Origin of the sequence: Mycobacterium sp. Aquia_216 (assembly GCF_026723865.1) — a bacterium.
Taxonomy (GTDB): domain Bacteria; phylum Actinomycetota; class Actinomycetes; order Mycobacteriales; family Mycobacteriaceae; genus Mycobacterium.
Genome location: NZ_CP113529.1, coordinates 1,105,947 through 1,120,505 on the forward strand (window position 1 = coordinate 1,105,947; position 14,559 = coordinate 1,120,505).

General features: G+C 67.4%; 14 protein-coding genes and 1 pseudogene. 5 read left to right on the forward strand and 10 right to left on the reverse strand.

The genetic code is table 11. The features are described 5' to 3' along the window. The first annotated feature begins 24 nt into the window (after window positions 1-24). Both groL and OK015_RS05250 read left to right on the forward strand, forming a co-directional pair. A complete protein-coding gene (gene groL / locus OK015_RS05245) occupies window positions 25-1,650 on the forward strand; it encodes a chaperonin GroEL (RefSeq protein WP_268129789.1) in 1,626 nt (541 codons plus the stop codon). Between the two features lie 263 nt (window positions 1,651-1,913). Continuing rightward, window positions 1,914-2,288 carry a heme-binding protein gene (locus tag OK015_RS05250; protein WP_268129790.1) on the forward strand — a complete coding sequence of 125 codons (375 nt, stop codon included), beginning with the start codon at window positions 1,914-1,916 and terminating at the stop codon, window positions 2,286-2,288. A 183-nt stretch (window positions 2,289-2,471) separates the two neighbouring features. Here OK015_RS05250 and OK015_RS05255 read toward each other — a convergent pair whose 3' ends face one another. The 3 genes and pseudogenes from OK015_RS05255 to OK015_RS05265 all read right to left on the reverse strand — a co-directional run bounded on the left by OK015_RS05255 (window position 2,472) and on the right by OK015_RS05265 (window position 5,486). After that, on the reverse strand, window positions 2,472-2,873 hold the full coding sequence (locus tag OK015_RS05255; protein WP_268129792.1) for a pyridoxamine 5'-phosphate oxidase family protein: 402 nt from the start codon (window positions 2,871-2,873) through the stop codon (window positions 2,472-2,474). 255 nt (window positions 2,874-3,128) lie between these two features. Further along, window positions 3,129-3,717 (reverse strand): annotated as a pseudogene (locus OK015_RS05260) (PPE family protein); the annotation flags it as partial. Between the two features lie 38 nt (window positions 3,718-3,755). Continuing rightward, window positions 3,756-5,486, reverse strand: coding sequence for an N-acyl-D-amino-acid deacylase family protein (locus tag OK015_RS05265; protein WP_268129795.1), 1,731 nt, complete (start codon window positions 5,484-5,486; stop codon window positions 3,756-3,758). A gap of 45 nt (window positions 5,487-5,531) precedes the next feature. On the opposite strand from OK015_RS05265, the gene OK015_RS05270 reads away from it, so the two are divergent. From OK015_RS05270 to OK015_RS05280, 3 genes are all read left to right on the forward strand, one after another. Further along, entirely contained in the window at window positions 5,532-5,909 is a 378-nt protein-coding gene (locus tag OK015_RS05270) for a VOC family protein (RefSeq protein WP_268129797.1), read from the forward strand. A gap of 71 nt (window positions 5,910-5,980) precedes the next feature. Continuing rightward, window positions 5,981-6,496 (forward strand): mycothiol transferase, encoded by a 516-nt coding sequence (locus OK015_RS05275; protein WP_268129799.1) that lies wholly within the window; start codon window positions 5,981-5,983, stop codon window positions 6,494-6,496. A gap of 21 nt (window positions 6,497-6,517) precedes the next feature. After that, window positions 6,518-7,366 carry a hypothetical protein gene (locus OK015_RS05280; RefSeq protein ID WP_268129801.1) on the forward strand — a complete coding sequence of 283 codons (849 nt, stop codon included), beginning with the start codon at window positions 6,518-6,520 and terminating at the stop codon, window positions 7,364-7,366. Here the strand turns inward: OK015_RS05280 and OK015_RS05285 are convergent. From OK015_RS05285 to OK015_RS05315, 7 genes are read right to left on the reverse strand one after another with little or no spacing between them, the layout of a single operon-like run. After that, the gene (locus OK015_RS05285) at window positions 7,363-8,064 is read right to left on the reverse strand and encodes an anti-sigma factor (RefSeq protein ID WP_268129803.1); all 702 of its coding nucleotides are present in this window, start codon (window positions 8,062-8,064) and stop codon (window positions 7,363-7,365) included. The two genes, OK015_RS05280 and OK015_RS05285, sit on opposite strands and share 4 nt — an antisense overlap. After that, window positions 8,061-8,624, reverse strand: coding sequence for a sigma-70 family RNA polymerase sigma factor (locus OK015_RS05290; protein ID WP_268129805.1), 564 nt, complete (start codon window positions 8,622-8,624; stop codon window positions 8,061-8,063). Before OK015_RS05290 ends, OK015_RS05285 begins: the two co-directional genes overlap by 4 nt. A gap of 44 nt (window positions 8,625-8,668) precedes the next feature. Continuing rightward, the gene (locus OK015_RS05295; RefSeq protein ID WP_268132460.1) at window positions 8,669-9,451 is read right to left on the reverse strand and encodes a DUF1295 domain-containing protein; all 783 of its coding nucleotides are present in this window, start codon (window positions 9,449-9,451) and stop codon (window positions 8,669-8,671) included. A gap of 8 nt (window positions 9,452-9,459) precedes the next feature. Next, window positions 9,460-10,731, reverse strand: a complete 1,272-nt coding sequence (locus OK015_RS05300; RefSeq protein WP_268129806.1) for a class I SAM-dependent methyltransferase — start codon at window positions 10,729-10,731, stop codon at window positions 9,460-9,462. Beyond that, window positions 10,728-11,426 (reverse strand): DUF1365 domain-containing protein, encoded by a 699-nt coding sequence (locus OK015_RS05305; RefSeq protein WP_268129807.1) that lies wholly within the window; start codon window positions 11,424-11,426, stop codon window positions 10,728-10,730. The genes OK015_RS05300 and OK015_RS05305 overlap by 4 nt, the downstream gene beginning before the upstream one ends. Next, a complete protein-coding gene (locus OK015_RS05310) occupies window positions 11,420-12,721 on the reverse strand; it encodes an NAD(P)/FAD-dependent oxidoreductase (protein ID WP_268129809.1) in 1,302 nt (433 codons plus the stop codon). The genes OK015_RS05305 and OK015_RS05310 overlap by 7 nt, the downstream gene beginning before the upstream one ends. A gap of 57 nt (window positions 12,722-12,778) precedes the next feature. After that, complete coding sequence (locus OK015_RS05315; protein ID WP_268129810.1) at window positions 12,779-14,524, reverse strand: cytochrome c biogenesis protein DipZ; 1,746 nt, start codon at window positions 14,522-14,524, stop codon at window positions 12,779-12,781. Window positions 14,525-14,559 lie beyond the last annotated feature (35 nt).

Here is a 14,559-nt window from a genome sequence, read left to right on the forward strand (position 1 = left end):
CCAATCCGGAGGAATCACTTCGCAATGGCCAAGACAATTGCGTATGACGAAGAGGCCCGTCGCGGCCTCGAGCGGGGTCTGAACGCCCTCGCCGACGCGGTAAAGGTGACGTTGGGTCCCAAGGGCCGCAACGTCGTCCTGGAGAAGAAGTGGGGCGCTCCCACGATCACCAACGATGGTGTGTCCATCGCCAAGGAGATCGAGCTGGAGGACCCGTACGAGAAGATCGGCGCCGAGCTGGTCAAGGAAGTTGCCAAGAAGACCGACGACGTCGCCGGTGACGGCACGACGACTGCCACGGTGCTGGCTCAGGCCCTCGTCAAAGAGGGTCTGCGCAACGTCGCGGCCGGCGCTAACCCGCTGGGCCTCAAGCGCGGCATCGAGAAGGCCGTCGAGAAGATCACCGAGACCCTGCTGAAGTCGGCCAAGGACGTCGAGACCAAGGAGCAGATCGCTGCGACCGCGGCCATCTCGGCGGGCGACCAGTCGATCGGCGACCTGATCGCCGAGGCGATGGACAAGGTCGGCAACGAGGGTGTCATCACCGTCGAGGAGTCCAACACCTTCGGCCTGCAGCTCGAGCTCACCGAGGGCATGCGGTTCGACAAGGGTTACATCTCGGGCTACTTCGTCACCGACGCCGAGCGTCAGGAAGCGGTCCTGGAGGACCCGTACATCCTGCTGGTCAGCTCCAAGGTGTCGACCGTCAAGGACCTGCTCCCGCTGCTGGAGAAGGTCATCCAGGGCGGTAAGCCGCTGCTGATCATCGCCGAGGACGTCGAGGGCGAGGCGCTGTCCACCCTGGTCGTCAACAAGATCCGCGGCACCTTCAAGTCGGTGGCTGTCAAGGCTCCCGGCTTCGGTGACCGTCGCAAGGCGATGCTGCAGGACATGGCCATCCTCACCGGTGGTCAGGTCATCAGCGAAGAGGTCGGCCTCTCCCTGGAGACCGCCGACATCTCGCTGCTCGGCAAGGCCCGCAAGGTCGTGATCACCAAGGACGAGACCACCATCGTCGAGGGCGCCGGTGACACCGACGCCATCGCCGGCCGGGTGGCCCAGATCCGCGCCGAGATCGAGAACAGCGACTCCGACTACGACCGTGAGAAGCTGCAGGAGCGCCTGGCCAAGCTGGCCGGCGGTGTTGCGGTGATCAAGGCCGGAGCTGCCACCGAGGTGGAGCTCAAGGAGCGCAAGCACCGTATCGAGGACGCGGTCCGCAACGCCAAGGCCGCCGTCGAGGAGGGCATCGTTGCCGGTGGTGGCGTGGCCCTGCTGCAGGCGGCTCCGTCGCTGGACGAGCTGGAACTCAAGGGCGACGAGGCCACCGGTGCCAACATCGTCCGGGTGGCGCTGTCGGCTCCGCTGAAGCAGATCGCCTTCAACGGCGGGCTTGAGCCCGGCGTTGTCGCCGAGAAGGTCCAGAACTCGAAGGCCGGCGTCGGTCTGAACGCCGCCACCGGCGAGTACGAGGACCTGCTCAAGGCCGGCGTTGCCGACCCGGTCAAGGTCACCCGTTCGGCGCTGCAGAACGCGGCGTCCATCGCTGGGCTGTTCCTGACCACCGAGGCCGTCGTTGCCGACAAGCCGGAGAAGGCGGCCGCTCCGGCGGGCGACCCGACCGGTGGCATGGGCGGTATGGACTTCTAAGCCCAAGGGCGGAAAAGTCCCGAGCACTGAAAGAGCCCGGTTCCCTTTGGGGGCCGGGCTCTTTCGTGTCCGACGGCCGGACCCGGACTGTCCCACCCGTCTCCCGGTGAGCTGGCATTGAGTGTGCCCGGCTACGAGCGACAGACCGAATTGTCGCTACTAGGCGGGCAAGTCGGTCAGCGTCCCGGTCTGCTTCGGGCCGGGCATTTTCGGCGTTTTGGGTAACTGGTGTACTGAACAGTCGAATACGAAGGGATCAAGCAATGAGCAAATCGCCATGGCGCACAGCTTTCGGAGTGGCCGTCGGCTGCGTTCTCTGCGTCACGATCGCGCCGACCGCGGTTGCCGCGCCTGATCCGTGCTCGGCGAGCGGGGTCGCTGCCACCGCCAGCGGGGTCCTGAACGCGGCGAGCGGATACCTCGATGGCCATCCCGATGCCGACAACGTGCTGACTGCCGCGGTCAACCAATCGCCCGCTGACGCGAAATCATCCGTCCGTGGCTATTTTCTCAGTCATCCCGCTGAGGCGTTGGAGCTGAAGGGTATCGCGCAGCCGCTCCTGGACCTGCGCAGCCGCTGCAACACGTCGGTGTCGCCGGATCAGTTGGCGGCTTTGTTCGACGCGCTGTCCGGCTAGGAGGGGCCTGTAGGTTCGGGTCCGTAACCGTCCGACTCCCTCACCCGGCAGTACCGCTGTCGTCACCGGAGCATCGGCCTGCATCGGCACCCTCGGATCGGTGGCGACGACGTCGTCGACGACGAGATCTGCTGCCGCTACTGAGAAATCAACATCCTGTACGGCGGTGGCTGTTCCGATCCGTCAGGCGGGCAAAGAGAACACCACGCAATCGTGCAGACAGCCCTTGGCCGTTTCAGGAGAGTCCGGATCGGCGTCGCGGTGCAGCAGTGCGCGGGTGGGCACCACCTCGCAGCGCACAGCGTCGGAGCCCGCACCCGTGAGCTCGGCGCGGCCGTCGACGATCAGCGAGTACCCACCCGGCTCGGGCGGGGGCCACAACAGGGTGGCATCGCTGCGATGGGCCAAGTTCTCGCGGGTGCCTCCGCCGATCAAACCGACGTCGAGGATCGATTCCCGCAGCCGCGGTTCTACCGTCACGGTGTGCACGCGGTAGGCGTCGTCGACGGTGATCAGGTACGCGAACGGGTAGTCGGGCAGGGCGGCGGCGAGCCTGCCCAGGTCCACCTTCTTCTTCGTGCGCATGATCTCGAGGATAGGCGTCGCCGGTGCGGGGTCAGTCCGCCGAACCCGTCGGTGTGGCGCCCGTACCGAGATCGCTGAGCAGGCCAAGGCTCGCGGTGCCCGGGTTGAAGCCGGTGCTCGCGGTGGGCGAGTTGAGCAGGCTCACGTCCGGGCCGGCATGCGCTAACCCGGTGCCGGGAGTGTCCGTCAACCAGGACCCGACATGGCCGCCGGTGTGATCAAGGCTGGCGAGCGCGTTGACGTGGTGCGCCAGGCTGCCGGTGCCGGTGTGAGGTCCGAACGTCAGGTTGCCATTGCTGAACTGCACGCCGAGGTTTTGCAGGACGTGCTGCCAGGGCGCCAGCTGCTCGGCGGCCGCCGAGGCGTCGGCGTGATACCCGGACATCGCCGCCACGTCCGTGGCCCACATCTGCTCGTAGGCGGACTCGATGTCCATGATCGTCGGGGCGTTTTGCCCCAGATGGTTCGTCGACGCCAACGCCCGCACCAGCGCGCGATTGGCGTTGACCACCGCCGGCTGCACCGTGGCCGACAGTGCCGTCTCGAACGCGCCCGCGATGGCCGCGGCCTGGCTTGAGGTCGCCTCCGCCTGGGCCGCTGCGGCCTTGAGCCAGCTCACGTATTGGGTCGCGACGGCCAGCATCGCGGTCGCCGAGGGGCCCTGCCAGGACCCGTTGGCGAGATCCGATGCCACGGAAAAAAACGACGACGCGGACGAGGTCAGGTTCTCCGCAAGCCCGTCCCAGGCTTCCGCGGCAGCATGCAGCGGCGCCGATCCAGGACCGGCGTAAAGGAGGGCCGAATTGATCTCTGGCGGCAACCACGCAAAATGCGGGCTCGTCACTGCAATAACTTAACCGGGACGGGCCCCTCTTCGTGGCGTTATGGCGTTGGTGCGGGTGCGGTCTGCCGGCCGCGGATCAGCTTGCCGGGACGCGCGTCGGTGGGTTTGCCGTTTTCGGCGATCACTTCACCGGACACGATCGTGGCCACGTACCCCTCCGCGGTCTGGTCCAGACGACGCCCGCCGGCGGGCAAGTCGTAGGTGATCACCGGCTTGTGCAGGCGCAGCGCGGCGTGGTCGATCACGTTGAGATCGGCCTTGTATCCAACCGCGATGCGGCCCCGATCGGCCAGTCCGGCGACCCGCGCCGGAACCGAGGTCAGCTCGCGGACGGCTTCGGGCACCGAGAATCGCCCGGACGCCCGGTCCCGGGCCCAATGCGACAGGAAGAACGTCGAATAGCTGGCGTCGCAGATCATTCCGTAGTGAGCGCCGCCGTCGCCCAGTCCGAGCACCACGTCGTCGCGGTGCAGCAGTTCGCCCACGGTGTTCAGCGAGTTCCGCTCCAGGTTGCTGGTCGCGACCAGCAGCATGGCGCGGCCCTCGTCGTCGAGCAGCCGGTCGTAAGCCTCTTCCATCGGATTCACCCCGCGGGCCCTGGCCCGGGCGCCGATGCTGTCCGCCGGGTCCGGCTCGTAGTTGGGGTGCTCGCCCAACGGGAAGATCCAGTCCCACATCTGGGCGACATACAGGATCGGGTGCCCGGGGCCCGGCTTGTCGGCCAGGATGCGGGCGCGGACCTCGGGCTTGCGCATCTCGGCGACCCGCTCGGCCAACGGCAGATGCGCGATCTCCTGGTAGCTGGGGTAGAGCACGAACGGGTTGGCGGTGAGCTGCAGCCCGATGATCAACCCGATCGGGCGCGGCAGCAGCTGCGCGGTGATGTCGCCGCCGGCGGCATTCGCCTTCTCGACCATGTTGATCGCGTCGGGCCACGTCGGGTCGCCGGCGTTGGCGACGACGAGCGTGAAGGTGACCGGCAGCCCGACCTCCTCGGCGACGTCGAACACCGTCTGCAGCACCGGTTGGTAGCCACCGGCCGGAATGTCGGGCACGAATTGCAGCAGCCCGCCGCCGCCGTCGACGACGCCCTTGGCGATCTCCTCGATCTCCTCGCGGGCGGCGTCGTAACTCGGTATGGGCGAACCGCTTTCGGTCTTGTGGATGGTCAACCGGGACGACGCGAATCCCAGCGCCCCGACCTCCATGGCCTCCTTGGCCAGCGCCCGCATCTTCGCGAGGTCGTCGGCGGTGGCCGGTTCACGGTTGGCGCCGCGCTGCCCCATCACGTAGACGCGCAACGGCGAATGCGGAAGGTAGGCGGCCACATCGATGTCGCGACGGCCGGCGTCCAGCGCGTTCAGGTATTCGGGGAAGGTCTCCCAGGTCCAGGGCAGACCGTCGGTCATCACGACGCCCGGAATGTCTTCGACCCCGGCCATCACGTCGACGAGGACGTCGTGGTCTTCCTGGCGGCAGGGCGCGAACCCGACGCCGCAGTTGCCCATGACCACGGTGGTCACCCCGTGCGCGGAGGACGGCGTCAGGCGCTCCGACCAGATGGACTGACCGTCATAGTGTGTGTGCAGATCGACGAAACCCGGCGTGATCAGCAGGCCGGTCGCGTCGATCTCGCGCTCCGCGGTGTCGCCGTTGGTGGCGCCGACGGCGGTGATGACGCCACCGATTACTCCGACGTTGCCGACGTACGGCTCACTCCCCAGGCCGTCGACGATGGTGCCATTGCGAATCAGAAGGTCATAGCTCACCTAATCAATCTACGACCGTCCCCGAAGTCGTGCCACGATCATTTCGTGATCGACCACATCGGTATTAACTGCGCCGACTACTCGAAATCCCAGGCGTTCTATGACACCGTCCTGGCGGTCCTGGGCTTTACGCGGCAGCTGGATTTCGGCGAGGCCATCGGTTACGGACGCGACGGCACGCCGACGTTCTGGATCTCGGATGCTTCTGCGGGCGCCGGGATGGGTCCCAATCGGGAGACCCACATCGCCTTTGCGGCCGCCGACGAAAACGCCGTACGCGCGTTTCACGAGGCGGCGCTGCGGCTGGGTGCCGAATCGTTGCATGAGCCCAGGTTGTGGCCGGAATACCACCCCGGATACTTTGGTGCGTTCGTGCGCGATCCGGACGGCAACAACGTCGAAGCGGTCCATCACGGGGCCTGATGGTGGCGACCCGCTTCGCCCGGCTCCGCCGCGCTCGCGATCGCCACGCGGCCGATCAGTAAGGTCGCGGTATGTCAGATAGCGACGCCGCCACCCGGGAGCTACTCCGCGACGCGTTCACCCGGTTGATCGAACACGTCGACGAGCTCACCGACGGACTGACCGACGAGTTGTCCAGCTACCGCCCTACCCCGGACGCCAACACCATCGCCTGGCTGCTCTGGCACAGCGCCCGAGTGCAGGACATCCAGCTGGCCGACGTGGCCGGTGTCGAGGAGGTTTGGACCCGCGACGGCTGGGTGGATCGATTCGCGCTGGACCTGCCCCGCCGGGACACCGGCTACGGCCACGGCCCGGCAGAGGTGGGAAAGGTGCGGGCCTCTGCCGACCTGCTGTCCGGCTACTACCACGCGGTGCACAAGCTCAGCCTGGAGTACATCGCCGGCGTGACCGCCGACGAGCTGGGCCGCGTCGTCGACACCAACTGGGACCCGCCGGTGACGGCCAGCGCCCGGTTGGTCAGCATCGTCGACGATTGCGCCCAGCACCTCGGGCAAGCGGCATACGTGCGGGGGATCGCGCCGTAAATCGGCCCGTAGATTGGGCAAGTGCGATTCCTCGCGACGCTAGTGCTGTGGCTGTTCACCACGGTTGCGCTGGCGGTGGCGGTCCCCGCGGCATGGGTGCAGCGCAATCTCGTCGACGAGAACGGCTACACCGCGCTGGCCCAGCAGGCGGCCGGTGACCCCGCCCTGCAGTCCGCGATGGCCGGTGAACTCACCACCCGGGCGATGACGTTGATCGCCCAGCACAGCGCCGGGCGCTATCCGGTCGACAGCTCGCAAGTGCACGACGCCGCCGCGACATTCACGGCCGGTCCCTCGTTCCCGCCGCTGTTCGCGACGGCGAACCAGGCGGCGCATCGCTGGCTGTTCGACGACGCCGGATCCGGCGACGCCTGGGCGGTCGACGTGGCCCCGATGCTCAACGACAGCGCGTTTGCGCCGATCTTGAGCGAGTACAACGTGCAAGTGCCCGCAACGCTGACGGTTCCGCTGACGGCGTCGGTGCCGCACGAGCTGCGGCAGGGGGAGCTGAGCCGGGTCGCCGCCTGGGGCAAGCAGGCGAGTCTGGGTGCGGCCGTCCTGTGCGGTGGGTTCGCCCTGCTGACGCTGCTCGCCGCCCGGCGCCGCGGCAAGGCGCTGACGAGTCTCGGTGTCTCTGCGCTGCTCGTCGGCGCGGCCGGGTGGGTCGGCATCGAGGTCGCGGGCCGCTACGTCGACTACGTGCTCAATCGCACCACCGGTGACCTCCGCCAGATCGGGGGCGCCATGGTGCATGGCGCCGAGGCCGGTCTGCGTCAATGGCTGAACCTGACGCTGACCGCCGGCGCAGGGCTGGTGGTTTTCGGCGTGATCGTCGCGGTGCTGGGCAGCCTGCTCAAGAAGCAGACCTAGGCCAGCGGCAAGGTGGCCAGTATCGGGCTGGTCGGCTGCGGTGAGCCGGCGCCGGGTTCCACGGTGAAGGCCAGTGCGGTCGACGCTCCCAGGTTGGTCAGCGTCGCCGTCGTCGAGGGCGAGACGGCCGCGGTGCCCATCGTCCCCGCCGAGGTCGGGCCTTGGGCGCCGATCAACCACATCTGGTAGACGGTGCCCGGATTCGGCGGTGGCACGTTGTTCATCACCAGCACGCCCGCCCCGCGATCGCGCGAGAACACCACCGTGGCCGTCCCGTTGGCCAGCGGGCGGGAAACCGTGCGCACGTCCGGAGCCGCCATCACCTGCTCGGCTACCGACCGCGACGGCGTCGGGCGCAACAGCGTCTGGACGCCGAATGCCGTCAGCCCCGCCACGATCGCAGCCGCTACAGATATCAACGCGGTTGTGCGCCAACGTCGTTGGCGCTTCAGTGGGCTCGACGCGGCGATAGCCAGCACGGCTGCCCGCAGCTGCGGCGGCGGCTCGGCGACGGTCGCGGCCGAGACGACGGCCATCGTCTCGCGCACGGCACGAACTTCCTCGGCGAAGGCCGACGCGATCGAGGCGGGCGCGGCGGCGACCTGCCGGTCGATGTCGACGCGCTCGGCGTCGGAGACGGCGTGCAGGGCATACGGCGTGGCCAGCTCGAGCAGTTCGAAATCAGCGGGTTCGGTCATGGCACGTCCAGGCAGTTACGCAGCCCGCGCAGCGCGTCGCGAATGCGCGATTTGATCGTCGACAGATTGGCAGCCAGTCGCTGCGATACCTCGACGTAGGTCAGCCCGCCGTAGTAGGCCATTTCGATGCACTGGCGCTGCGCGTCGGTCAGCGAGCCCAGGCAGTCGGCGACTCGGCGGCGCTCGTCCCCGGCGATCGCCGAGTCGGCGACCACATCATGGTCGGTGTCGACGTTGGCGGCGCCGTAGCGCGATTCCCGGCGGCTGCCGGCCTGCTCGGCGCGCACCCGGTCGATGGCCCGCCGGTGCGCCATCGTCAGCAGCCAGGACAGCGCGGAGCCGCGGGCGGGGTCGTAGTCGGACGCCGACCGCCACACCTCGAGATAGATCTCCTGGGTGGTTTCCTCGCTGTAGCCGGCGTCGCGCAAGACCCGGATCACCAGCCCGAACACCCGGCTTTTGGTGAGGTCGTAGACCGCGGCGAACGCCTGGGTGTCGCCGCGCGCGACTTCGCGCAGCAACTCATCCAGGTCGCTGCTCAGCTGCGGCAGTCCGGTCATTATCAGGTAGCCTATCGCTCCCCACCGAGTCGCCGCGGCGACGGCTACCGCCGTGCCGGTCGCGGTGGTCGCGGAAAGAAACACGCCGTCCGTTGCTGATATTCCGCGAAGCCCGGCCGGCCGGCCATCAACTTCTCGGTCAGCCGAGCTCCGGTCACGTAGACCAGGAAGTACGTCATCAGCAGCGGGGAGCCGACCGTGGCCAGTGGCCACCAACCGTTGACGGTGATCAGCCACACCCCCCACCACACGGTGGCATCACCGAAGTAATTGGGGTGACGCGTCCACGCCCATAGGCCGCGATCCATCACCACGCCGCGATTGGCCGGGTCAGCCTTGAAGATCCGCAGCTGCCGGTCGCCGACCGCTTCGAAGGTGATCCCCACCAACCACACCGCCACACCGAGCGCGAGGACCGCGGTCAGCGGTTTCGGGGTGGGGCCGGTCACCGCGGACAGCTGCAGCGGGAACGAGACGAACCAGGTGATGAACGCCTGCAACAGAAAGACCTTGCGCACGACCAGACCGGGTGTGGTGTCCCGCAGCAGCGCGGCGTAGCGCGGATCCTCGCCCTTGCCGACGGTCTTGCGCTGGATGTGCCAGCTCAGCCGCAGGCCCCAGATCGTCACCAGCGCCAGCAGCAGCCAGCGCCGGGTCGGGTCGCCGTGGCCCAGTATGGCCGCCGCGGCGGCAATGGCGACGAAGCCGATGCCCCACGCCACGTCGACGACGTTATAGCGGCCGATGTGCCTGCCGATGGCGAACGTGACCGAATGCACCACGGCGAGAACGACAACCGAGGCACCGGACACCTCGGCCAAATTCATGACAACGCTCATCGGTGCCCCTCGCGTGCGAACGTCCACTGGTAGACGTTGAGGTAGCCGGATCGGAAGCCGGCTTCCGAATGCGCCAGGTACAGCTCCCACATCCGCTGGAACACGTCATCGAAACCCAAGTGCGCCAACCGGTCCCGTTTTCTGACGAACTGTTCCCGCCAGAGCCGCAGGGTTTCGGCGTAGTGCGGGCGCAGCGACGCCATATCGACCGTGCGTAAATTCGTGCGGCACTCGGTGATTGCGGAGATGGCCTGGGTGGATGGCAACAGTCCGCCCGGGAAGATGTACTTCTGGATCCAGGTATGCGTGTTGCGGCTGGCCATCATCCGGCCGTGCGGCATCGTGATCGCCTGAATCGCCACCCGGCCGCCCGGCCGCACCAGCTGTTCGAGCGTGGTGAAATACCGCTGCCACGCGTGGAATCCCACTGCCTCGATCATCTCGACCGACACCACTGCGTCGTAACACCCGTTGACGTCGCGGTAATCGCAGAGGTCGATCGCCACCTTGTCGGACAGCCCTGCCGCGGCAACCCGAAGCCGCGCCAGCCGCTGTTGTTCGACCGACAAGGTCACCGAGCGGACCTCTGCTCCGCGGGCGGCAGCGCGGATGCACAGCTCGCCCCATCCGGTGCCGATTTCGAGCACCCTGCTGCCCTGGTGAACTCCGGCGATATCGAGCAGCCGATCGATCTTGCGGTGTTGCGCCGCAGCCAAATCCGACGAGGACGCCGGCAGCTGCTTGAACAGAGCGCAGGAATACGTCATGGTCTCGTCGAGGAATTCGGTGAACAGGTCGTTGGACAAGTCGTAATGCTCGGCGATGTTGCGCCGGGCGCGCTCCCGGCTGGCGTCCCGCCACCGCGGCCGGAAGGCCGGCGCAATCGGACGCAGCCACTGCAGCGGTCGCGGCACCAGCTCGCCCACCGACGAGGCGAACACCGTCAACACCTCGCTGAGGTCATCCGAGGACCACTCGCCGGCCATGTAGGACTCGCCGAATCCGATCAGGCCGTAGCGCCCGATCCGGCGGGCCAACGCTTCCGGGTGGTGGACGACCAAGGTCGGCACCGTCGGGTCGGCCGCGCCGACCGCCGTGCCGTCGGGGTAGGCCACTCGCAGCGGTAGGCGAGCGGCCGCGCGGCGCAGCAGCCGGTCGGCGGCCACGGCTGATGCCGAGCTGACGGGACCGGACGGTACCTTCGCGACGGCCGGCCAGTTCCTGGATTCGATTGCCGCCGAATGCTTTCGGATGGTCTGTACGGTCATCGCGGTACCACCGGAACTCGACGTAACCACAGTTTGATCCCCTGAATTCGGATGCGTGCGGCGACCACCAGCGGTGCCAGTGGCGAAATGATTTGCATGATCGCGACCTGGCGTACGGTCGCCGGTCGCCGTTGTCCGCGCACGTTGGCGACGAACGCCGGCTGTCGATCGCGGCGCAGCTCCACGGTGATGTCGACTTCGGTGTCGGGCCGTGGTGCTCGCACCAGGTAGTAACCGTCCACCGCGTTGAACGGCGAAACATACAGCTTCTTCGCGGTCACCACCGGCAGCTCGGCCGGGGGCAGGAGGTAGGCGTGTCGCTCGCCGTAGGTGTTGTGTACCTCGGCGATCACATGGCGCAGCCGGCCGTCGCGGTCGTGGCACCAGAAGACGCTCAGCGGGTTGAAGACATAGCCGAATACGCGTGCCTGCAGCAGCGCGGTGATGCGACCGTCGGGGGCGGCCAGGCCGCGGTTGGCGAAGAAGACGCCGAGCCGGTCGCGCAATGAGCCGTGCTGCGGGTCGGTGAAGTGATCCGAGGCCCGGAACCGGGCGAACGGCCGCAGCCACCAGGGCAACCGGGGCGGCTCGTCGACATCGATATACCAGCTGTAGCTTCGGTATTCGAACGAATGGCGTACGGGGGCCTGTCGCGAATGGCTGATTGTGGTGCGATAAATCGCGGGCGTCAGCACCGTGCCACCGCCTCCCGGCGGGTCGCCGCCGGCCAGTCGGCACCGAGACGGCGCGCCGCGGCCAGGCCCGAGGCGGCGCCGTCCTCGTGAAAGCCCCAGCCGTGGTAGGCGCCCGCGAATGCCACCCGGTCGTCGTCCAGCGTCGGCAATAATGCTTGTGCTGCAACGGATTCCAGCGTGTACAAGGGATGGCTGTAGGTCATTTCGGCGACCACCGACGCCGGATCGACCCGGTCGTGACCGCCCAGGGTCACCAGATAGCGGCGGTTGCCATTCAGTCGCATCAGTCTGCTGACGTCATAGCTGACCACGACTTGGTCCTTCTCGGGGGTGACCAGGTAATTCCATGATGCGCGGGCCCGGGGATGCCGGGGCAGCACCGATTCGTCGGTGTGCAGTTGCGCGCGGTTGGTCGAGTACGGAATCGCGCCCAGCACCGCGCGCTCCCACGGGTTCGGCTCGTCGAGCAGCAGCAGCGCCTGGTCGGGATGCACGGCGACCACGGCGGCGTCGAAGAAGCGCGGAGCGTTGGCGCCCGCCTGCACCCGCACGCCACCGGGTACCCGCCGCAGCGAATTCACCGGCGTCCCGGTCGACACCTCGGCGAGGCGAGCGGCGACGGCCTGCACGTATTGCGCCGAGCCTCCGGTCACGGTGCGCCAGGTAGGGGAGCCGAACACCGACAGCATGCCGTGGTGGTCGAGAAAGACGAACAGGTAGCGGGCCGGATAGCGCAGGGCGTCGTCTCCGGCGCACGACCACACCGCGGCCACCAGCGGGGTGATGAAAAAGTCGATGAAAAACGACGAGAACCGGTACCGGTTCAGGAAGGCTTCCAGCGTCTCCGGGACGTCCTGCGCGGCGGCGTCCTCGCGGAGCAGCCGCGAGGCAGCGCGGTGGAACCGGATGATCTCGCCGAGCATCAGCAGGTAGCGGGGCCGCAGCGCCTGCGGGCACGCGAACAACCCGCTGGCCCCCAGGGCGCCGGCGTACTCGAGCCCGATGTCGTCGGCGCGCACCGACATCGACATCTCCGACGGCTGGGTGGCCACGCCGAGGTCGTCGAACAGTCGGCACAGCGTCGGATAGGTCCGGTCGTTGTGCACCAGGAACGCCGAGTCGACGCCGATAACGCGGCCGCCGTCGTCCACGAAATGGGTGTGAGCGTGGCCGCCGAGCCGCACGTCGGCTTCATACAGGGTGACGCGGTCACGGCCGGACAGGACGTAGGCGGCGGTGAGGCCGGCCACGCCGCTGCCGATGACGGCAACCGACCGCGCGTGTGACGAGTCCACAACTCCTATTCGGAGCCGACGAACTGGCGGATGGGCTGCTGGTTGCTTAACCGATTTCTAGCCGAAAGTGAACGAAAACACCTGCAGGCCCTTGCTGACTTGCATGTCGAGCTGATCACGGTGCGCGCCGTCGTCGGCCACGATCTGGTGCAGCGTGGGAGCACCACCGATCGGTGTGGTGGTGGTCTTCCCATCCCGGGTCACGGTGATGGTTCCGGTGCCGCCGACGACGGCATAGACATTTCTGGCCGTGTAGTTCAGCCGGATGGCGGCATCGTCGCTTTCGGCGGTGATGCCCTGGTCGTCCAGGGTCCACCGGCCGCGCAAGGCGAATCTGTCGTTGGCCACCTGCCCCGGGAAGTTGAACCCGGCGGTGCCGGGCTGGTAGCTGCCGTCCCCCCCGTAGTAGGTGGCTTTGTCGGGCGCCAGGTAGGTCTCGGGGGTGAGGTTGGTCTTCGGCGTGGTGTCGACGCCGTTCGCCGGCGCGGGCAGCCGGGCGTTCGGATTGGCATCGACCAGCAACTGGCGGATCAGCTTCTCGGTGCCGTCGTAGTCGCCTTCGCCGAACTTGGTGTGCCGGACGGCTCCGTTCGCGTCGATCAGGTACTCGGCCGGCCAGTACATGTTGCTGAACGCATTCCAGGTCGCGTAGTCGTTGTCCAGCGCAATCGGGTAGTCGATGTGCAGCCCGGCGGCACCGCTGGCCACGTTGCCGGCGACCCGCTCGAACGCGTACTCGGGGGTGTGTACCCCGATCACCACCAATCCGCTGTCGCGATACCGGTTGTACCAATCGACGACGTGCGGGATGGCGCGCTGGCAATTGATGCAGGAGTAGGCCCAGAAGTCGATCAGCACCACCTTGCCCCGCACCGAAGCCGCGTCGAGCGGCTTGCCGTCCGGCGTGTTGAGCCATTCGGTGATGCCGGTGAGGGCGGGTGCCTGCCCGCACTCTTGCAGCTCGGTGGAGCCGTCGGTGCAGTTGGTGATGAGACCGTTACTCGTGTTGCCCGAATTGAATTGCAGGTTGCTACCAGTGGCCGGTTGCTGCGGGCGGCTAGTCGGAATCAGCGTGCGCTGGATATCGTTGACGTCCAATCGATTTTGCATCGCCGTTGTGTAGTCGGGGATGGCGCGTTGCAGCATCGCGGGCAAGTTGAACACCAGCGCGACCGCCAACACGATCATCGCGATTCCCCCGACGATCTGAATCTGGCGCTGCCAGCGGCGGAAGGACGCAACGCGCTCGGCGACGTGCCGACCGGCCAGCGCGAAAGCCAACAGCGGAAGCGCGTTGCCGAGCGCGAACGTCGCGGTCAACACGACCACGGCCGGGCCTAGCTGTGCCGTGCCCCCGGCCACCACGATCGCGGCCAGCACCGGTCCCGCGCATGGCACATACAACGCGCCCAACGCCAATCCCAACCCGAAACCATCTGTGCCGCTACCAAATTGGCGTTGTGGCAGGGATGCGAACGGCCGCTCGATCAGGTGTTGCAGCGGCGGAAAGATCAACCCCAGGCCGATGAGGGTCAGCACCACCAGGGCGGTCCACCGGATGGCGTCCTGCGGAAGATGCAACGCCGACAACAGCGCGGACCCGATCAGCGTGGCGATGCTGAAGCTGCAAACGAGGCCGGCGATCACCATGTATGGACGGGTCGTGGCGCGCATGCTGCGACTGCTGGCGCCGGTGCCGCCGCCCATGCCGGACAGAAAAATCACCGGGAGCACCGGCAGGATGCACGGTGAGATGCCGGTGATCAGGCCGCCGAGGAAGCCGATGAGCGCAATTGTTTGCATACGTGTTATTCGAGACGACCGGGGCTACGGATTGG